17 protein-coding genes are annotated in these 20,008 nt (G+C 59.1%); 12 read left to right on the forward strand and 5 right to left on the reverse strand.

Features of this window, described 5'->3' with window-relative positions:
• Positions 1–69: 69 nt before the first annotated feature.
• Entirely contained in the window at positions 70–2,154 is a 2,085-nt protein-coding gene (locus ABIE60_RS14965; RefSeq protein ID WP_354470320.1) for a hypothetical protein, read from the reverse strand.
• Between the two features lie 138 nt (positions 2,155–2,292).
• Between ABIE60_RS14965 and ABIE60_RS14970 the strand changes: the two genes are divergently transcribed.
• On the forward strand, positions 2,293–3,972 hold the full coding sequence (locus tag ABIE60_RS14970) for a L,D-transpeptidase family protein (RefSeq protein ID WP_354470321.1): 1,680 nt from the start codon (positions 2,293–2,295) through the stop codon (positions 3,970–3,972).
• A 79-nt stretch (positions 3,973–4,051) separates the two neighbouring features.
• Complete coding sequence (mepK, locus tag ABIE60_RS14975) at positions 4,052–4,648, forward strand: peptidoglycan L,D-endopeptidase MepK (protein ID WP_354470322.1); 597 nt, start codon at positions 4,052–4,054, stop codon at positions 4,646–4,648.
• Here mepK and ABIE60_RS14980 read toward each other — a convergent pair.
• Genes ABIE60_RS14980 through ABIE60_RS14990 form a run of 3 tightly spaced genes read right to left on the reverse strand, consistent with a single transcriptional unit; the run spans position 4,633 to position 6,698 of the window.
• Positions 4,633–5,451: a prolipoprotein diacylglyceryl transferase family protein gene (locus tag ABIE60_RS14980; protein WP_354470323.1), complete on the reverse strand. Its 819-nt coding sequence runs from the start codon at positions 5,449–5,451 to the stop codon at positions 4,633–4,635. The two genes, mepK and ABIE60_RS14980, sit on opposite strands and share 16 nt — an antisense overlap.
• Positions 5,452–5,490: 39 nt before the next feature.
• A complete protein-coding gene (locus ABIE60_RS14985; RefSeq protein WP_354470324.1) occupies positions 5,491–6,375 on the reverse strand; it encodes a ChaN family lipoprotein in 885 nt (294 codons plus the stop codon).
• Complete coding sequence (locus tag ABIE60_RS14990) at positions 6,375–6,698, reverse strand: hypothetical protein (protein WP_354470325.1); 324 nt, start codon at positions 6,696–6,698, stop codon at positions 6,375–6,377. Before ABIE60_RS14990 ends, ABIE60_RS14985 begins: the two co-directional genes overlap by 1 nt.
• Before the next feature lie 165 nt (positions 6,699–6,863).
• On the opposite strand from ABIE60_RS14990, the gene parC reads away from it, so the two are divergent.
• A complete protein-coding gene (gene parC, locus ABIE60_RS14995) occupies positions 6,864–9,113 on the forward strand; it encodes a DNA topoisomerase IV subunit A (RefSeq protein WP_354470326.1) in 2,250 nt (749 codons plus the stop codon).
• Positions 9,114–9,133: 20 nt separating this feature from the next.
• On the opposite strand, the gene ABIE60_RS15000 is transcribed toward parC, so the two are convergent.
• A complete protein-coding gene (locus ABIE60_RS15000; protein ID WP_354470327.1) occupies positions 9,134–10,867 on the reverse strand; it encodes a hypothetical protein in 1,734 nt (577 codons plus the stop codon).
• A 178-nt stretch (positions 10,868–11,045) separates the two neighbouring features.
• On the opposite strand from ABIE60_RS15000, the gene ABIE60_RS15005 reads away from it, so the two are divergent.
• From ABIE60_RS15005 to ABIE60_RS15045, 9 genes are all read left to right on the forward strand, one after another.
• Entirely contained in the window at positions 11,046–12,302 is a 1,257-nt protein-coding gene (locus ABIE60_RS15005; protein WP_354470328.1) for a glutamate-5-semialdehyde dehydrogenase, read from the forward strand.
• Positions 12,302–12,979, forward strand: a complete 678-nt coding sequence (gene nadD, locus ABIE60_RS15010; RefSeq protein ID WP_354470329.1) for a nicotinate-nucleotide adenylyltransferase — start codon at positions 12,302–12,304, stop codon at positions 12,977–12,979. Before ABIE60_RS15005 ends, nadD begins: the two co-directional genes overlap by 1 nt.
• The gene (rsfS, locus tag ABIE60_RS15015; protein WP_354470330.1) at positions 12,969–13,322 is read left to right on the forward strand and encodes a ribosome silencing factor; all 354 of its coding nucleotides are present in this window, start codon (positions 12,969–12,971) and stop codon (positions 13,320–13,322) included. Before nadD ends, rsfS begins: the two co-directional genes overlap by 11 nt.
• A gap of 10 nt (positions 13,323–13,332) precedes the next feature.
• The gene (rlmH, locus tag ABIE60_RS15020; protein ID WP_354470331.1) at positions 13,333–13,800 is read left to right on the forward strand and encodes a 23S rRNA (pseudouridine(1915)-N(3))-methyltransferase RlmH; all 468 of its coding nucleotides are present in this window, start codon (positions 13,333–13,335) and stop codon (positions 13,798–13,800) included.
• A gap of 9 nt (positions 13,801–13,809) precedes the next feature.
• Complete coding sequence (mrdA, locus tag ABIE60_RS15025) at positions 13,810–15,699, forward strand: penicillin-binding protein 2 (protein ID WP_354470332.1); 1,890 nt, start codon at positions 13,810–13,812, stop codon at positions 15,697–15,699.
• A complete protein-coding gene (gene rodA / locus ABIE60_RS15030; RefSeq protein ID WP_354470333.1) occupies positions 15,696–16,838 on the forward strand; it encodes a rod shape-determining protein RodA in 1,143 nt (380 codons plus the stop codon). The genes mrdA and rodA overlap by 4 nt, the downstream gene beginning before the upstream one ends.
• Positions 16,839–16,850: 12 nt before the next feature.
• The gene (gene mltB / locus ABIE60_RS15035) at positions 16,851–17,849 is read left to right on the forward strand and encodes a lytic murein transglycosylase B (RefSeq protein ID WP_354470334.1); all 999 of its coding nucleotides are present in this window, start codon (positions 16,851–16,853) and stop codon (positions 17,847–17,849) included.
• Position 17,850: 1 nt separating this feature from the next.
• Positions 17,851–18,696 (forward strand): septal ring lytic transglycosylase RlpA family protein, encoded by an 846-nt coding sequence (locus ABIE60_RS15040; RefSeq protein WP_354470335.1) that lies wholly within the window; start codon positions 17,851–17,853, stop codon positions 18,694–18,696.
• 134 nt (positions 18,697–18,830) lie between these two features.
• On the forward strand, positions 18,831–19,946 hold the full coding sequence (locus tag ABIE60_RS15045; protein WP_502914975.1) for a D-alanyl-D-alanine carboxypeptidase family protein: 1,116 nt from the start codon (positions 18,831–18,833) through the stop codon (positions 19,944–19,946).
• Positions 19,947–20,008 lie beyond the last annotated feature (62 nt).

Here is a 20,008-nt window from a genome sequence, read left to right on the forward strand (position 1 = left end):
GCCGAAACGGACAGCCAAAACAGAAACGCCGGGCGATTGCCCGGCGTTTTGCATGGTGCACAAGTCTGGTTATTCCGGAATGTAGTGCAGCAACGTTTTGCCCTGTTCGCCATCGAACAGGCAGCGGAAGCCGTTGTCAGCCGGAATCAGCAGACACTGGGTGTCGATCGCCTCGGCCGGAGCCCATTGCTGAGAGCAGTTTTCGCGGTTTTGCGCATCAATGGTGCTGATCTTCAGCGTACGGCCTTCAACGCTCCAGTTGTAGTTGCTCTGATAGAGCTGGCAGTCCATGTCAGCATAAACGTAACGTCCGGTGCCATCCTTGCGAATCTCTTCGTAGCCGGCCTCTTCACCCACTTCACACTCAAAGGTCTTGTCGACGACAACGAAATTACCGACAGGGTCAACGGATTCACGCGGTTCGGACTCAAGCCTGATATCCATATCCGTCACCCAGCCCTGACTGTTGATATCGGAGTGGTAACCGATACTTCCGGCCTGTGAACGCAGCAATTCAGACAGCTGAACCTGAGCGACACAGCCTGTTTCCGTGCCGGTATCCATCTGGGCCGCCAGAGGTGCGGGGATCTGATCCACCAGATCCGCCAGGCGCGGATAGTTGACGGTCAAACTGGTCAGGCCATTGGCATCCAGCGACTCGGAGCTGATTTTGTCGACAGCCTGCTGCGCCTTCTCACCCTTGAACGCTACGATATGGTTGCCCTGAATGCCGGCCCTGATGCTCATGCCAGGGGCAATGAACGACAGGTCGATGTCACTCAGGCTGCCATCCTGGGGGATGCGAATCATGCGGCCAAACGGTGTACTGCCCAGCAGTGACAGCAGCGGCTGTGGGTTGGCGGTGGCGATACTGAACAGGAAGTCGTAGTGTTCAGGAACCGGTTGGGTGGGGCTAAGCTTGAGATCATACAGCGAGAAGCCGGCACCGGATGTGCCCTGAGCCATGCCGGCAAAAATCCCCATCATGGCCGGGCTGGCATTGGACATCTGCTGTTGGGCACTGACCAGCTGTGGGCAGCTGAAATCGGCCTGAACAAACTGGTTCCACAGTGCCGTACTGGCCGGTACCAGATTGTCGATATTGAGCGCCAGGCCCAGCCCCAGAATCTGGTTTTCGGCATCCTGACTGTGGGTCGGGATATGGCCTCTGAGCTTGCTCAGGTTTTCTACCACATTGCCGTTTTTCAGCTCCAGTACGGTGCGGCTGGACAGCGTGCTGCCGGATGTCGAACCGGTGTTGCCGGCCACCAGACGCGGCATTTGGCTGACAAGGGCTACCAGCTCGTTGCGGCAACTGGCTTCCATATGCTGTTCAATCGGCTTGCCGCTGGCATCACGAATGGCAGGGTGGAGCTGGCGCGCCAGAGAGTTGCTGCCGGGCTCCATGACACCGCGTGCCAGCCGTTCCAGGTGCACAAAGGCGGTCATGCTGGTGTCGAAGCCGTGGCTTTTACGGATCTCTTTCAACTCACCACTGTCAGCCAGTGACTGCTCCGGTCGATCCAGGGCCATACGCAGGCGCTTGCTGGTGGCGTCATCGCTGTAAATGAAGAAACTGATGGTGGCAGTGCCGTCGGCAACCCGAACCGCCAGATCCACACTGCGGTCTGCGTCCGGGTTAAGGCGCCAGGTACGCACACGGGCATCGCCCAGCTGTTCATCGCGAGGCTGCAGCCCGCTGGCGGCAGAGGCTTCATCCAACGGCGCCCAGAAGCTGGCTTCATCTGTCACGCCCAGGCGGATCACCGGCACCAGACCGTCCATGTAGATCGCCTGCGGACGGGTCAGATCAAAACTGTAATGATCAACCAGCGCACCGTAGGTGGTCGAGTGGGTGAGCAGATCGGCCAGCAGGTGGCGCGCAAAGCGGGCGGCGGGGCTGTCTTCCCCCGCGTTTTGCAGCTCCTGAATCAGCTCGCTCAGTTCACTCTGTGAGGCCGGCATCAGTGGGGTGCTGCGCAGCTGCTGCATCAGGGCAGGGTCGGCGCTGCCGCCAAGGTACATAACCGTATCGGCCGGTACATGTGCCGTCATCTCGGTTGGGCCTCCGGTGCCGCCCAGCCAGCCCTGCTGCCAGGCCAGCCCACCGCCTGCAACCACGACCAGTACACCCGCCCCTATCCATTTCTGCATCTTTGACTCCTTCAATTACGGCTTGCGTGAAAATAACCGCCAGAACCCTTGGGCGCCGGGGTATGTAAAGGTGTATCAGCATATCACTAACCGAAAACAGGCTATAGTGAAGGAAGGCAAATACCGAACGAGGTCGAGATGTTGCGAGCTGTGAGTCAACGTCTGTCTGCATTGCTGCTGTTATGTGTGATCGCAATGCCGTTACAGGCTGCAGAATCGGTTGAAGAGCACCTGCAGCAGTTGCTGCAAACGGGTGTTGCCGGCGAACTGCCGGCAACCGACAGGCTTGACTGGCCGGCGCTGCAGTCTCTGTATGAGCGCTCCGGCGGGCAGCTGCTGTGGAGCAATGCGCGTGGCGAAGCGAAAACGGTGATGCAACAGGAGCTGGAACACTGGATCCGGGCATCACTGCAACATGGGCTTGATCCGGCACATTATCAGTATGCGCGGCTGCAGCAGCCGTTTTCGGCCGGATCGGCCATGAGCCCCGAGCCGGTATTGAATGACCTCCTGTTGAGTCACAGTTTCATGCGTCTGGCACGAGATCTGGCCGGCGTGACCCCTTCTGCCGAAGAGCATGACCGGCTGTGGCGCTTCCAGCCACGTACTCTTGATGCGGTCGACCTGTTGCTGCAGGCCGCCGCGGCGGAAGAGGTGGGGGCAACTCTGCAGGCACTGCTGCCCCAGTCAGCCGAATATCAGCGTCTGGTTGAACATTATACGCAGCTGTTGCAGCGGCATGAACGCGAGACATGGGTGGCGCCGGACTTGAGCATGAATGGTCTGCTGCGCAGGGGGGCGAGTCACTCTGTGGTTGTGGGAGTACGTGATCTGTTGATTCGCAAGGAACTGTTGAACGCGGCAGAGAGTTCGTTTGAACCACAGGAGGTCTATACCCCGCTGGTTGTGGATGCGGTAAGGGCGTTCCAGCAGCAGCAGGGGCTGGAACCTGATGGCATTCTGGGGCCTGTGACCCGCGCAGCGCTACAGCGCTCGCCGGAGCAGCAGCTGCAGCAGGTACGGGTCAACCTGCAGCGCTGGCGCTGGCTGCCAAGAAATCTGGGCGAACGTTACCTGCTGGTCAGAACCGGGACCTACTCAATGACACTGGTTGAACAGGACAGAGCCGTGCAGCAATACCGAATTATCAGTGGTCGTCCGCACCGTCCTACCCTGTCGTTCGAGTCGGACGTGGACCACCTTATCATGCACCCACCCTGGACGGTGCCCTTCCGTCTGGCTGTTGAGGATCTGTTGCCCAAGCAGCGAAAGGATCCTGACTATTTTGCCCGCCAACAGATCGAGGTACTGCAGAAGGTGGATGGCAGCTGGCAGCCGGTTGACCCCGAGGGGATCGACTGGGAGAGTCTGTCGCGCCGAAATTTCCCGTATCTGTTGCGGCAGCGCCCTGGCCCCTTGAACAGTTTGGGTCGAATACGCTTTGGCATGTCAAACCCCTACAGTATTTACCTGCACGATACACCGCAGCAGACCCTGTTCGAGTCCACCGAGCGGGCGTTCAGTTCCGGCTGTATTCGAGTGGACGAAATTGAAGACCTTGCCCAGCGGCTGCTGGGTGAGCGCTCTCTGGAACAGGCACTGAACATCTCCCGCACCCATACGCTCAGGCTTGAGCGTCCGCTGCCGGTATACCTGGTCTATCTGACCGTCTGGGTGGATGAGCAACAGCAGGGACACTATCACCCCGATGTATACGGGCTGGACTGGCAGTTGCAGCAGGCATTGGGGCCGCTGCCGGAGATGCCTGATCCGAAGGCCGAGCCGGGTGCACTGGCACAAACTGTGCTTAAAGAGTAGCCAACGACAGGACTATTGGGTAAAATTCGACCAGATTTGTTTATTAATCATACAGTTGTCAATTTTACCGAGGTGCTGCATGCTGTTCACCCCACGCCAGATCCGATCGGATGCCGAAACGGCGCCAGAATGTCGTCAACGTCGCCGCCTGTTGACCGGGCTGGCCCTGACGGCAGCGGCACTGCATGTGCCACAGGCGGCAGCCAATATCCGCCCTCTGTTTGAACGCAAACTCCAGTTCAGTCATCTGCATACCGGTGAGCAACTGAAAACCACGTATTGGGCAGAAGGGCGTTACCTCAGCTCCAGCCTGGACGAGATCAACTACCTGTTGCGTGATTTCCGCACCGGCGAAATTCATCCGATAGATCCTCGGCTGCTGGACCTGTTGCACACCATCAGGGTGGAGAGCGGCAACATCAACAACCCGTTCGAGATCGTGTCCGGCTACCGCTCACCGAAAACCAACAATCAGCTGCGCACCAGTGGTGGCGGTGGTGTGGCCAAGAAGAGCCTGCATATGCAGGGCAAGGCGATCGATATCCGTCTGCCCGGAACATCACTGAAAGAGCTGCACCGAATCGCGTGCGAGGCGAAGGTTGGAGGGGTCGGTCTCTACACCAGCTCCAATTTTGTCCACATCGATACCGGCAACGTGCGCTACTGGGGCAGCTGAGCGCGGATGGCGGTCAGCTTGTCCCTCAGGCTGGCCGCTGACAGCTCGCCCAGATGAGAGTCCTGTAACCGTCCCTGTGCATCAATGAACAGGGTTGTGGGCAGAGCGCGCGAGCCATAGTGCGCCCCAAGCTGGTTCTGCTGATCCAGCAGAACATTTTCCAGCTGGATATCCAGCTGCTGTAGAAACGCCTCCACAGTTTGTGCATCTTCCCCCAGGTTGGCGAACAGGAAATGCACATCCGGCAATGACCTCTGGGCTTCGGCCAGTACGGGCATCTCACGCACACAGGGCGGGCACCAACTGGCCCAGATGTTGATCACGATCGGTTCACCGCTGAACTGCTGCAGGCTCACGGCCTCTCCGCTGAGCGTGTTGAAGCTCAAGGGTGGAAGCGTTTCAGTCGTTTTGTGCAACAGCTGCAGCGGCAGAGCGGTGGCGGTCCAGAACAGCGCGCCGCTCACCAGCCCGATGCTGAGGGGACGTCGCAGGGCAGGCTGGCGCAGCCCGAAAAACAGGGCACAGGCCAAGCCTGTGATCAGGCCGCTGACCCACCAGAAACCGCCATCGCGAATATCGATGATCTGCACAGGCTGCGACAGGTACTCATCGGCATACCGCAGCACAAACCCCAGCCGCGCCCCGACCAACCCCAGCAGCAGGGTAATGAACAGGGCGCTTTCCGGATTCCTGCCACCGCGGCGACTGCTCACCCAGCCGGCAAACAGGGCAACCAGAAAGGCGATCAGCAGGGCAAGGCGGTCCGCCGAGATGGCAAAGGGACCGATGGACAGTGACAGCATTGCAGGCTCCATGGCAAAAGGGATTGATACAATGACCCGTCAGGACCCGGAAGATTCCGTTTTCCGGTGCGAAGACTGCAGCTCAGCACAGTAATCACGCTCGGCGATGGCATCGGTGAACATCAGATAGTCGGCCGCCGCCGGTGCATCCGGGTAACTCTCCGGCAGATAGTCATAGGGCTGGTGGCGGTCATCCCGCACAGATGTCAGCAAGACAGTGACCGCCGGTTTTTCAAGCCAGAGCGGAATCCCCAGGTCATCTCGGGCGTGAATGGTGCCGGTCAGCATGACACCACTGAGTGCTTCAAGCTGTGCCTGATCAAGACGCTCGGCCATCTGCTGGTCCCGGGCCAGTTGCACCTGCAGCATCCCCTCCAGCGAGTCTTTGGGAAGCTGACCACAATGGCTTTCGAACAGCAGCCGGCGCATATAGTTGGCGTGCAGTTCCCCCGTATCACCTGCGGGAGCGCCTTCGCTGTAGGCACTGCGTTGCTGTTCACGGGTGAGGTCGGTGCCGATGACGGCGGGAGCTCGGTCGAGTGACAGGCGAACCACATCGGCATACAGCGTCCAGTTCCAGCCCGCATTCCAGTTCAGGAGCTCTGCCGTGACAGTGCTACCCTGTCCCAGTGCCTGATTCAGCAGGGGCTGTTGCGCTGTTGTTGCCATCTCCAGTGCCACCGCACCCAGCTGTCCGCGATCGGCAAGGCTTTCTATCCAACGCTGTTGCAGCCGGTGATGGTGTGGGTTGTCGTGCTGTTCGCCCAGCAACAGCCAGCCACCGGCAGGCAGTTGATTGAACAGCTCAGCCTCAGGCACAAAACGCTGCTCTGAAATGTGCCAGAGTTTGCCGCTCAGCGGGTGTTCGGCCTGTACCGTCAGAGGGATTGCCATTGCCAGCAGCAGCGTCAGGGTGTGTCGCATTACTGCCCCCGGCCCTTCACATCCAGGTAATCACGCTGAATAACGGTTTCAAGCGCGTTCATGGCTGCCACCAGCTCATCGAAGTGTTCACGGCAGGCTCTCAGCTGCTTGATCTGGTCTGCCGATGGCGCGTTGCCGCCACTGATGTTGGCGATGTCGATCAGCTCGCTGATATAGGCAGCTCGTGCGTGCGCTACCATCGACAGTACCGGCTTGAGACTGTCCAGGCTGAGTTCTGGAATCTTCGGGTTGATGATTTCGCGGTTGATGTCGCGACGCTGTTTTTCAAGCTCCAGCAGCAGGCGGTTGTTGTCCTGTGACATGGGCGATTCCTCGATGGTTGTCCTTTTCTTTTATCCTATACGCAAAAATGCACTGACGGGAGCGCTCAGGATGCGCTTTTCCCGCTGAGCTGGCATACTCCCTGCCAATCAGCGGGCTGGAACAGTTGCCTGCGCTAACGGAATCCAGTGTTCAAGGATCAGTTGATGAGTGTAGAGACCACCTTTGACGGTGATACCGAAAAACTGTCACTGCGCGACTTTACCGAGAAAGCCTATCTCGACTATTCCATGTACGTCATCCTCGATCGGGCACTGCCCAATATCGGCGATGGCATGAAGCCGGTGCAGCGTCGTATCGTCTATGCGATGTCGGAACTGGGGCTGAAGGCAACGGCCAAGTACAAGAAGTCGGCGCGTACCGTGGGTGATGTGCTGGGTAAGTTCCACCCCCATGGCGACTCGGCCTGTTACGAAGCGATGGTGCTGATGGCACAGCCTTTCAGCTACCGCTACCCGCTGGTCGACGGTCAAGGCAACTGGGGCTCGCCGGATGACCCCAAGTCATTTGCCGCCATGCGTTATACCGAGTCGCGGCTGGCGCCCTATGCCGAGCTTCTGCTGAAGGAGCTGGCGCAGGGCACGGTGAACTGGGTCCCCAACTTTGACGGCACCATGGACGAACCGGAAGTGCTGCCGGCTCGGCTGCCCAATGTGCTGCTCAACGGCGGCACCGGGATCGCTGTCGGCATGGCAACCGACATTCCCTCGCACAATCTGCGCGAGGTGGCTTCCGCCTGCTGTCATCTGCTGGATTATCCACAGGCTACGCTGGACGATCTGTGCAATATCGTGCGTGGCCCGGATATGCCTACCGAGGCGGAAATCATCACGCCGGCGGCGGATCTGCGTCAGATCTATACCACCGGGCGCGGCAGCTTTCGCATGCGTGCCATCTGGAGCCGGGAGGACGGAGAGGTGGTGGTTACGGCGCTTCCGGCGCAGGTGTCCGGAGCCAAGATTCTGGAACAGATTGCCGCCCAGATGCAGCAGAAAAAACTGCCGATGGTCAGTGATTTGCGTGATGAATCCGACCACGAAAACCCTACCCGTCTGGTGATTGTGCCGCGCTCCAACCGGGTCGATTGTGACCAGTTGATGGCGCACCTGTTCGCCACCACGGATCTGGAGCGCAGCTACCGCGTCAATCTGAACATGATCGGCATTGACGGCCGGCCGCAGGTCAAGGACCTGCGCCAGATCCTCACCGAGTGGCTCAGCTGGCGTACCAGCGTGGTCCGCCGCCGACTGGAATACCGGCTGCAGAAGGTGCGCGACCGTCTGCACATTCTCGAAGGCCTGATGGTGGCCTACCTCAATATTGATGAAGTGATCGCCATTATCCGTGAGGAGGAAAAGCCGAAAGATGAGCTGATGCGCCGTTTTGGCCTGACCGATGTGCAGGCCGATGCGATCCTCGACCTCAAGCTGCGTCACCTGGCGCGACTGGAAGAGATGAAGATCCGGGGCGAGCAGGACGAGCTGAATGAAGAACGTCAGCGCCTGGAACAAACCCTGGGGTCGGATGAACTGATGCGCAATCTGATCCGCGAAGAGATCGAAGCGGCGGCAGAAGAGTTTGGTGATGCCCGCCGCTCACCGCTGGCGGAACGGGGCGAAGCGCGTGCCTTCAGCGAAAAGGATCTGCTCAGCGCCGACCCGGTAACGGTGGTGCTGTCCAAGCAGGGCTGGATTCGGGCGGCCAAGGGGCATGATATTGATGCCGGTGGTCTCAGCTACAAGTCCGGTGATGGCTTCAAGCTAGCCTGTGCCGGGCGGATGAACCAGCCCACTGTACTGCTCGATTCCACCGGGCGCAGCTATACCCTCGATACCCACGCCCTGCCTTCGGCACGGGGCCAGGGTGAGCCGGTGACCGGTCATATCAGCCTGCCCAAGGGCGCTGTTGTGGATGCGTTGCTCTGTGGCCGTGACGAAGATGCGGTGTTGCTGGCATCGGATGCAGGTTACGGCTTTGTCACTCGGGTTGATCAGCTCACCAGCAAAACCAAAAACGGCAAGGCCGCCCTGACCCTGCCCAAGGGGGCGAAGGTGCTGCAGCCGGTACTGGTGCCGAGCGGTGATGCGTTACTGGCCGCGATCAGCAGCGAAGGACGGCTGTTGGTGTTCCCTGTGTCGGAGCTGCCCGAGCTGGCACGTGGCAAGGGTAACAAGATTATCAACATCCCCTCGGCGCGAGCGGCGGCCGGCGAAGAGCTGATGACCCATATCATGCTGCTGGGGCCCGGTGATACGCTGATGGTGCATGCCGGTCGCCAGCACCTGAAGCTCAAGGGTGCCGAGCTGGAACACTACCGTGGTGAACGCGGCCGTCGCGGCAACAAGCTGCCGCGGGGGTATCAGCGTGTTGATGGCATGGAGGTCATCAGCGACTGACAGCCTGCCTGCCGGCCTCGTCAGGAGGTCGGCTGGCTGCTCTGTGAACCCTGCTGACGTTCGTTCAGCTTGCTCAACAGATGACGTGCCTGTTTTTCCAGCAGGGCCTGGTAGGACTCGCTGACGCTGAGAATCAGCACCTTGTCTTCATCCTCACGTCGAATATCCGCTTTCTGCAGCAGGCTTTCCTTCAACAGCGGCGCTTCGGTCAACGCCGTGTGGCTGATCAGCTCGTTGCTCTGTGTGGTGCGGGTGAGAAAGTGGGCTTCTTCCTGCATCCGTTCGATGCGATCACGGGCGCCACGCACCAGGGCCATGTGCAGGTTCATGACCGGCTGGAAGGCGCGAATCTGACTCTGGTTGTACTGCTTGTATAGATGGGTGAACAGCATGGCACAGCAAAGTGCGTTGACGCCATGGCTGTCCTTGTCATCCGCGTTGGTGAACAGTACACGCAGGTTGCCGTCGCTCATCGGCTCGATACTGCCGCTGTAAATACGGGCGACCGAATTGGCCAGTGTGCGGTAGTTTTTCAGCAGTGCATTGCGCTCGTCATCCTCTACATTGTCGGAGTGCGCGCTACGGGTGTCGATCAGCAGCAGGTAGCCTGCCTCGTCCGGTGTCAGCATCAGCTCCAGCTCATGCTCGAAGCTGTACAGTCCCAGTTGCTCCTCGTTACCCAGCTTCAACGGGTTGGGGCGCAAGGGGGTGTACTCTTCCTCCTCCGCAGTGTGTTCCTCCAGCTCCATCTCGTCGGTGTCGGGTACCATCGCCTCGTCACTGTCGTCGGCCAGATCGGTAATCTGCGGGACCTGCGGGATAAAGCTGGGCATGCGACGTTCATCCCGCTCCGGTTTGAGCAGTGACACCAGCTCATCCGTATCGAAGCGTGGCTCACGCCGATCATTAAACGGGTATGCAGCCTCTGGCTCTGGTTCAGGTTCTGGATCAGGCTTGAGAGAAGGGGATTCAACGGCAATATCAGGCGGTGGTGCGTCATCCTGTTGCACGGAAGAGGGTTCAACTTCAGCTTCGGTGTCAGACTGAGCTGAAGCCGGCTCAGGCGACGGTCTGGAGGGCGCGAAGCGTGTGTCCTGTGGCGCTGCAGCTGTTGGCGAGCGGGTTTCCGGTTCCGTATCCATATCGTCGAAGCTGAATGCCGGGATGGTATCGCGGGCGGCAGCGGGGGTCAGTTCACGGGCAAACTCACGGAAGTCGGGTTTGGCTTCGACCGGAGCCGTGGCAGGCTGGCGGCGCAGGCTCATGCCCAACAGCAGTGCGGTCAGCAGCAGACTGCCACCCAGCAGCAGCCCTGTTTCCATCAACTGTCGGTGCAGCAGCTGTTCAAAAGGGGCTGGATTGGTCCAGTAGGTCAGTTGGCCGATCACTTCGTCACCCTGCACCAGATCGAGGCTGTGTCCACGCCCCTGAGGCTGGCCCGCCAGCGCGATCAGGGTTTGGTCCGGAGCGGTGAGTCGCAGGCCGCTGACCAGAGGTTGGGCTGCCAGTTCGGTGAACAGGAAGTTGAGACTGATGCGATCATCGGCCAGCACCAGTGGCTGGATCAGGATGGCACTGCTGCGGCCAAACATCAGCCCCACCTCGTTGGCCTGCTGGCGCGCCAGATCACTGCTGCGCAGGTATTCCAGCACACCGCCCAGTGACAGGCTCAGCAGCAGAATAAGAGCGACCGAGAGCAGTGCGCGCAGTGACAGCGTGCGAGGGCTGTGGTGAGTGTCGACTTGTGGCTCCATGGGGCTTCTTGCACCGGGTGGCTGATAGCGGAAAACGGATGTCCGATGATAGCAACAATCACCCCAGGGTCACAGTAATACCCCAGCGGCTTAAACCAGCTTTTTGCAGCACGAAAAGACCTTTTGTGTCTCTGGCGTTATACTGTGCGGCTGACAATGTCCAAGCGGATAGACGATGATGGATATAGCACAGTATATGACCCGACTCGGTGAACAGGCACGCGCGGCTTCACGTCTGATGGCCCGTGCTGACACCGACAGTAAGAACAAGGCGCTGCTGGCCATGGCTGAGGCGATTGATGCCCGCCGTGAAGCGCTGGCAGAGGCAAACCGTACCGATATGGAAAACGGTCGCGGCAAGGGGCTGGATGACGCATTGCTGGACCGGCTTGAGCTGACCCCGGCCCGCATTGACGGCATGATTGAGGGGTTGCGCCAAGTCGCGGCGCTGCCGGACCCGATCGGCGCGATTCGCGACATGAGCTATCGCCCGTCCGGCATTCAGGTTGGCAAGATGCGCGTGCCCCTGGGGGTTATCGGTATCATTTACGAGTCGCGTCCCAATGTGACCTGCGAGGCGGCAAGTCTGTGCCTGAAATCCGGCAACGCGGCGATTCTGCGCGGTGGGTCGGAAGCGATCAAGTCCAACCAGGCAATTGCAGCCTGTATTCGTCAGGGGCTGGAAGCCGCCGGGCTGCCTCAGGAAGCGGTGCAGGTGGTTGAAACCACGGATCGTGAGGCGGTCGGGCATCTGATCGCAATGCCCGAGTATGTAGACGTCATCGTGCCGCGTGGCGGCAAGGGCCTGATCGAACGGATCAGCAACGATGCTCGCGTGCCGGTGATTAAGCATCTGGACGGTATCTGCCATGTGTATATCGATGCCGAGGCCGACCGTACTAAAGCGCTGAATATCGCCATCAACGCCAAAACGCATCGCTATGGCACCTGCAACACCATGGAAACCCTGCTGGTGGATGCCGCCGTGGCCGCCGAGATCCTGCCTGAGCTGGCTGATCACTACGAGCAGCTGAATGTGGAGCTGCGCGGCTGTGAACGTACCCTTGCGCTGCTGCCGCGACTGAATGCCGCCACTGAGGCTGACTGGGACACCGAGTATCTGGCTCCGATTCTGTCGATTCGGATTGTGGACGGTATGGATGAGGCGATTGCCCATATCAACCGCCACAGCTCACAGCACACCGATGCCATCATCACCGAGAATTACACCAAGGCGCGTGCGTTCCTGCGCGAGGTGGATTCCAGCTCGGTGATGGTGAATGCATCGACCCGTTTCGCCGATGGCTTTGAATATGGTCTGGGCGCCGAGATCGGCATCTCCACCGACAAAATTCATGCGCGGGGTCCGGTGGGGCTGGAGGGGCTCACATCGGAAAAATACATCGTGCTGGGTGACGGTCAGGTTCGCAGCTGATGTCGCCGCTGGTGTTCATGGGCGGAACCTTCGACCCCGTTCACAATGGCCACCTGCGAACGGCGCTGGAACTGCAGCAGTGGCTTGGGGTCGAACAGGTCTGCCTGATCCCCTCCGGCGAGCCGGTACACCGTGATCGGCCCGGCTGCACTGCACGTGAGCGGCTTGAAATGGTGCAGCTGGCGGTGGCAGACGAACCGGCACTCTGTGCCGATGCGCGAGAAGTCGAGGCGGATGAGCCTTCATACTCACTGCTGACGCTGCAATCATTGCGTCAGGAGCGCGGACCCGGTTGCCCCATTGTCATGACCATGGGGATGGATGCTTTTCAGACGCTGGAGCGCTGGCATCGTTGGCAGGCGTTTCTGGATTATGCCCATATTCTGGTGATCGCACGGCCGGGCTATGTCGACAGTGATCTGAGCCCTGTATTGCAGACGCTGTTGCAGCAGCATCGCAGCCATGATCATAGGGAGCTGCTTGGGTCGCCCTCGGGGCGCATACATATTCAGGAATTGACCCCGCTGGGGATATCCGCCACCCAGATCAGACAACTGATAGCGTCCGGACAGTCGCCGCGCTACCTGTTACCTGAGCCGGTGTGGCACTATATCAGCCAGCATGAACTTTATGGTTTTCACTCAAAAGAGAAGGTACAAAGCGCTAATGCAAACTGAGCAACTGCGTGAACTGGTGCACAGTGCACTGGAAGATATCAAGGCCCGTGAGATCACCGAGATCGATGTGCGCGGCAAGTCCAGTGTGACCGACTACATGGTTATCGCCAGCGGCACCTCAAAGCGGCATGTAATGTCCGTGGCACAGGAAGTGCTCGACAAGGTCAAGGCAGCCGGTCTGCAGCCTGTTGGTACTGAAGGCCAGGCGGTGGGTGACTGGATTCTGGTGGACCTGGGCGATGTGATCGTGCATGTGATGATGCCGGATGCGCGCAGCTTCTATGACCTGGAACGTCTGTGGCGGTTTGATGCCGAAGACAGCGCAGAGCCTGTGCAGGAGTAAGCACTGACGTATGCGTATTCGCCTGCTTGCCGTTGGTAACCGCATGCCTGCCTGGGTTGAGGAGGGCTACAACGAGTATGCCCGCCGCCTGCCGCCTGACTTCCAGCTGGAACTGGTGGAGCTGACACCGGGACATCGAGGCAAGAATGCCGACATCGCCCGCGCCATTCGCAGCGAGGGTGATGCCATGCTCGCGGCCATCGGCAAGGGGGATCGGGTGGTGGCGCTGGATGTGAAAGGTCGCCCCTGGTCAACCCCTCAGCTGGCAGAGCAGGCTGAACAGTGGCGCATGGACGGACGCAACGTCAGCCTGATGGTCGGCGGACCTGACGGTCTTGATCCGCGAGTGCTGGCATTGGCCGATCAAAAATGGTCGTTGTCGGCGCTGACGTTGCCGCACCCATTGGTGCGAGTGGTGCTCGCTGAACAGCTCTACCGTGCCTGGACCATTCTCCAGGGCCACCCCTACCATAAATAGTGGCGCACCATGGCACCCTTTGAGCGCTTGAAGGACTATTCTCAGGAAAGCATCACCTTTACCAACCGGGCCGCTGTTGCCTTCGGGTGTGTACTGCTGTTGATGCTGGTCCTGATTGGGCGCATCTACTATCTGCAGGTGATCGAGTTTGATCGCTATGCGGCCATATCCGAAAAGAACCGGGTGCAGCTGCAGCCTGTGGCCCCGCGCCGCGGGCTTATCTATGATCGCAACGGGGTGTTGCTGGCCGATAATCAGCCCAACTTTTCGGTCACCCTGCTGAAAGAGGAAGTACAGGATCTCGACACCACACTGGCCGAGCTGGCCGAGCTGATTGAATTGAGCGAGCGTGATATCGAGCGTTTCGTGCGTCGCCTACAGCAGCGCCGGCGGCCGTTCGAGACGGTTCCGTTGCGCTTTGGTCTGAGCGAAGACGAAATTGCTCGCATATCGCTGAACTATCATCGGCTTCCCGGTGTGCAGGTTGAAGCCGACCTGATTCGGCGCTATCCCTATGGCGAATCCCTGGCGCATGCGCTGGGCTATGTAGGCCGGATAAACGAGCGTGAGTTGGAGCAGGTCGACCCGATCAACTATGCCGCCACACACTATATTGGCAAGCTGGGTATCGAGCGGTTCTATGAAGACCTTCTGCACGGGCAAGTGGGTTTCCAGAAGGTAGAGACCAACGCCCGGGGTCGTATTCTGCGCGTGCTTGAGCGGGAAGACCCGGTGCCGGGGCAGAATGTACAGCTGAGTCTGGATCTGCGCCTGCAGCAGTTTTCCGAGTCTCTGCTAGAGGGACGGAGAGCTTCTATTGTAGCGATCGAGCCAGACAGCGGCGAAATACTGGCACTGGTCAGTACACCAGGTTATGACCCCAACCTGTTCGTGACCGGTATATCCAGTCGTGACTACAGCGCTCTGCGTGACTCCATGGACCTGCCACTGTTCAACCGCGCCCTGCGGGGTGGCTATCCACCGGGCTCCACCATCAAGCCGGTCATCGCGCTGGCGGCACTGGAAACGGATACGATTACCCCAGAAAAAAGAGTTTGGGACCCCGGCTTCTATCAGATCAACCAGAATGGCCGACGCTATCGTGACTGGAAGCGTACCGGGCATGGCTGGGTTAATCTCAACGATGCCCTGGCCGAATCCTGCGATGTCTGGTTCTATGAGGTGGGTCACAAGATGGGCGTTGACCCGATGTCTGACTTCCTCGGTCGTTTCGGAGTGGGGGCGGATACCAGTCTGGATCTGCCTGAAGCCATCACCTCCTTCCTGCCCTCACGGGAGTGGAAGGAAAATGACCGTCGTCTGCCCTGGTATCCCGGTGATTCGATCAACCTGAGTATTGGACAGGGCTTTCTGGTCATGACGCCACTGCAGCTGGCAACGGCAGCGTCCGTGCTGGCCAATCGTGGGCGTTGGGTACAGCCGCACATGCTGCAGGGGCTGGTGCCGGAGCTGGGAGATACCCCGGTGCCTTTCAATCCGATCTACCGACGCAAGCCCAAACCGGCTGATGTCGTACTCAAGAACCCTGACAACTGGGATCCCGTGATTGATGGTATGGTGTCGGTCATGCACGGCGAAAAAGGAACTGCACGCCGCTCGGCCCAGGGGGCGCAGTATCGTATCGCGGGCAAGACCGGCACGGCCCAGGTGGTCGGTATTGCGCAGGATGCTGAATATGATGCCGAAGCACTGGCAGAGCGGCACCGTGACCATGCCCTGTTTATTGCGTTCGCACCAGTGGATAACCCCCGTATAGCCGTGGCCGTCGTGGTCGAAAATGGGGGGGGCGGGTCGAGTACCGCAGCCCCCATTGCACGCGAAGTGATGGATGCCTGGCTTATCGGTGACTACAACAATGACCTGCAGGTGAAACCATGAGCGGTCGTGACTTTCAGCGCACCATGCCGGGCAGCAATGTGCACTTGCAGCGCCCGGATGGGCTTTGGCGCTACACCCATCTGGATGGCTGGCTGTTGTTGTTGCTGTTACTGCTGTGCGGGTTCGGCCTTTTTGTGCTTTACAGTGCTTCGGGGCAGGACCTTGGTTATGTGAAGCGCCAGGCCGTCAGGATGGGGGCCGGTTTTGTGGCCATTCTGGTGTTGGCACAGATTCAGCCCAGAACCTACCGGTTTCTGGCACCACTGGCCTATCTGGCCGGGGCTGGCTTGCTGCTGGGTGTGCTGTTTTTTGGTGTCGGTGCCAAGGGCGCGCAGCGCTGGCTGGAACTGCCGGGGTTCCGCTTTCAGCCTTCAGAATTGATGAAGCTGGCGGTACCCTTGATGGTCGCGGCCTGGTTGACACGGCAGCAGTTACCGCCCACCTTTCGGCACCTGCTCAGTACACTGGTGCTACTGGCCATTCCCACCGCGTTGATCATGCAGCAGCCGGACCTCGGGACTTCACTGTTAATCGCGGCTTCAGGTGTGTTCGTTATTCTGCTTTCAGGGGTTTACTGGCGCTGGATTTTTATTGCCCTTGGGCTGGCCGCAGCAGCCTTGCCGGCGCTCTGGGCCATAATGAAAGACTATCAGCGTCAGCGAGTACTCACGTTTCTTGACCCCGAAAGTGACCCTCTGGGGTCGGGCTGGAACATCATCCAGTCAAAAACCGCCATCGGCTCCGGCGGCTTGCCGGGCAAGGGTTGGCTGCACGGTACCCAGTCTCAGCTCGACTTCTTGCCGGAGTCGCATACGGACTTCATTATTGCGGTGATTGGTGAAGAGCTGGGAATGGCCGGTGTATTGATCCTGCTGGCGCTCTATCTGTTGATCATTGCGCGTGGACTGATTATATCGGTGCAGGCACAGGACAGCTTTTCTCGTCTGCTTGCCGGCAGCATTACGCTGACTTTTTTTGTATATGTGTTCGTGAATATCGGAATGGTGACCGGGTTGCTGCCGGTGGTGGGGGTTCCCCTGCCAATGGTCAGTTACGGCGGGACCTCAATTGTGACGCTGATGGCAGGCTTTGGCATACTGATGTCCATCAGGACACACAGACAGATGCTGACCCGCTGAGGGAGAGATGGAATGCGCAAGAAGATCGGAACACTGCTGCTGACGGGGCTGATGCTGACAGGAGCAGGCACAGGTTATGCGGCTGACGGATATGACACTCACCCTCTGGCGGATGAGGTGGTTGCCAAACTGGCGGAGCAGGGGTTCGATGCCGAAGAGGTGCGCAAGGTCCTGGCCGAAGCACGACGGCAGGAGTCCATCCTGGAGGCGATTTCACGACCGGCCGAACGGCGCCTGACCTGGGGTGAGTATCGCAAGATTTTTGTGGAGCCGAACCGCATCACGCAGGGTGTCAGCTTCTGGCAGGAACATGAAGATACCCTCAAGCGTGCGGAAGAAACCTACGGTGTCCCGGCCGAAATCATCGTGGCCATCATCGGTGTGGAAACCCGCTACGGTCGTATCATGGGACGCTACCGGGTACTGGATGCACTGGCAACACTGGGCTTTGATTATCCCAAACGTGCCGATTTCTTCAGGGGGCAGCTGATCGAGTTCATGCAGATGGTGCGTGAGGAAAACCTCGACCCCACTGCGCTGGTGGGCTCCTATGCTGGCGCCATGGGCTATGGTCAGTTCATTCCCTCGAGCTTCCGCAACTACGCTGTGGACTTCGATGCCGATGGCAAACGCAATATCTGGAGCAACAAGGTTGATGCCATCGGCAGTGTCGCCAACTATTTCAACGAGCATGGCTGGAAAGCCGGTGAGCCGGTACGTTCCAATGTAGTCATGAATGAGCCGGCTGACCCGCAATGGGTGAACGCCGGCCTTAAACCCGAGGTCAGTCTGGCTGAGTGGGAAGCACGAGGTGTCTCCACTCGGCGTGACCTCGATCCGGAGCAGAAGGCAACCCTGATGGAGCTGACCATGGAAGATGGTGAGCACTACTGGTTCGGGCTGCATAACTTCTATGTGATCACTCGCTACAACCATAGCCATCTGTATGCCATGGCGGTGTATGAGCTCAGTCAGGCGATTCGTGAAGCGCGTGAATCACAGGAGCCTTGAGATGAAAAGACTGATGCTGCCGCTGCTGGCAGCGGCATTGACCCTGGGCGGCTGCGCTTCGAAGGACAGCGGCAGCAGCAGTCGTTACAGCATGAAATATGATCGCGGGCCGGAACAGACGGTCAGTATGGCCCATGTGCCGGATGCCGTGCCGCGCTACGAGCCGGTCAGTCGCTGGGGTAACAAAAGTCCCTATGAAGTACTCGGCAAACGTTACTATGTGCTGCCAAGTGCAGAGGGCTATCAAGTGCGTGGCAACGCCTCCTGGTACGGCAAGAAGTTCCATGGCCACACTACTTCGAACGGTGAAATCTACGATATGTACCAGATGACGGCCGCACACAAGTCGCTGCCGTTGCCCAGCTTTGTCAGGGTGACCAATCTGGATAATGGTCGTCAGGTGATCGTTCGGGTCAATGACCGCGGCCCTTTCCATGCCGACCGGGTAATCGACCTGTCCTACGCGGCAGCCTACCGTCTGGATATGCTGCAGAAGGGTACGGCTCGGGTTGAAGTCGAGGCGATCACGCCGGGCAGCAGCGGTGCGGTGCTGGCGCAATCCAGAGAGCAGGAAGGGCGCAGCCTGGTCAGTGCTGATCAGGCTGCGATCACTGGGCGCATGTTGCAGATCGCGGCATTTTCGACCGAGTCGGGTGCTCGGGATGTTGCGGAGCGCCTGCGTGGTCTGCTGCAGGAGCCTGTTCAGATCAACCCGGTGCAGCGCGAAGCGCGAACCCTTTACCGGGTCCATCTGGGTCCGCTGACCGGCAGTCATACACTGGGCTGGATTCTTGATCAGCTGAATGCGGCGGGTTATCCGGGCGCACACCTGGTGGACTTGCCCTGAACCGGCGGGTAGAGTTGAACCTTTGTACGGGCAGCGGGTCACTGCTGCAGACTTCACTTCCACGATGTAACGAGACTATGGCGCAACGACTCACTCTTCAACACCTCTTCGCCCTTTCTGTCCTGCTGATGCTGATGCTGGTAGCGAGCACAGCCCAGGCGGTTTCAGCACTGATTCCGGCCCCGCCCCAGATTGCGGCGCGTGCCTATCTGGTGATGGATGCCGATACCGGACATGTCATCGCTGCGGACCGTGAAGATGAGCGCTTCCCGCCCGCCAGTCTGACCAAAATGATGACCAGCTACGTGGTTGAGTACGAAATTGCCAAGGGCAATATTGCGCTCGAGGACATGGTGCTGGTGAGCGAAAAGGCCTGGCGTACCGGTGGCTCACGCATGTTTATCCAGGAAGGAACGCAGGTCAGCGTGGATGATCTGCTGCACGGCGTTATTATCCAGTCGGGCAACGATGCCTCGGTTGCACTGGCCGAACATATTGCCGGCAGCGAACGTGCATTTGCCGACCTGATGAACCAGCATGCTCGCCTGCTGGGTATGGAAAACACACACTTCGTCAATGCCACCGGCCTGCCGGCAGAGGATCATTACTCTACGGCAATTGATCTGGCGATACTGGGCAAGGCGCTGATCAATGAGTTTCCGCAGCATTATGCGCTCTACTCACAAAAATACTTTACCTACAACAATATACGTCAGCCCAACCGTAACAAGCTGCTGTGGCGGGACGACAGCGTGGACGGCATCAAGACCGGTCATACGGATGAGGCCGGCTACTGCCTGGTTGCCTCGGCTGTGCGTGACGACATGCGCCTGGTTTCGGTGGTGATGGGCAGCAGCAGCGAAGAGGTGAGGGCTCAGGAAAGCCAGAAACTGCTGTCCTATGGCTTCCGTTACTACCGAACTCATGCTCTGTATGAGGCGGGTCAGGTGCTGCGTGACGAAAAGGTATGGGCCGGCAGCCGTGACCAGATTCGACTGGGTGTAGCTGAAAACCTTGCCGTTACCGTACCGCGTGGCCAGACCGATCAGCTTGAAGCCAGTATTGAGCTGGACAAGGTGATCAAGGCTCCGGTGGCCAGCGGTGATGTGCTGGGTCAGGTGCAGATTACCCTGCAGGGCGAACGCGTGGCTTCGGTGCCACTGGTTGCGCTGGAGGCTGTTCCTGAAGGTGGTCTGTTCAAGCGGATCTGGCATGCCATTCTGCTCTTCTTTATCGGCCTGATCGGCTAAAAATCAGACAAAAACCTTGAATCCGGTTTATGCTGCCCACATCTATCAATGATGTGGGCAAC

The organism is Marinobacterium sp. MBR-109 (genome assembly GCF_040547565.1).
GTDB lineage: Bacteria > Pseudomonadota > Gammaproteobacteria > Pseudomonadales > Balneatricaceae > Marinobacterium.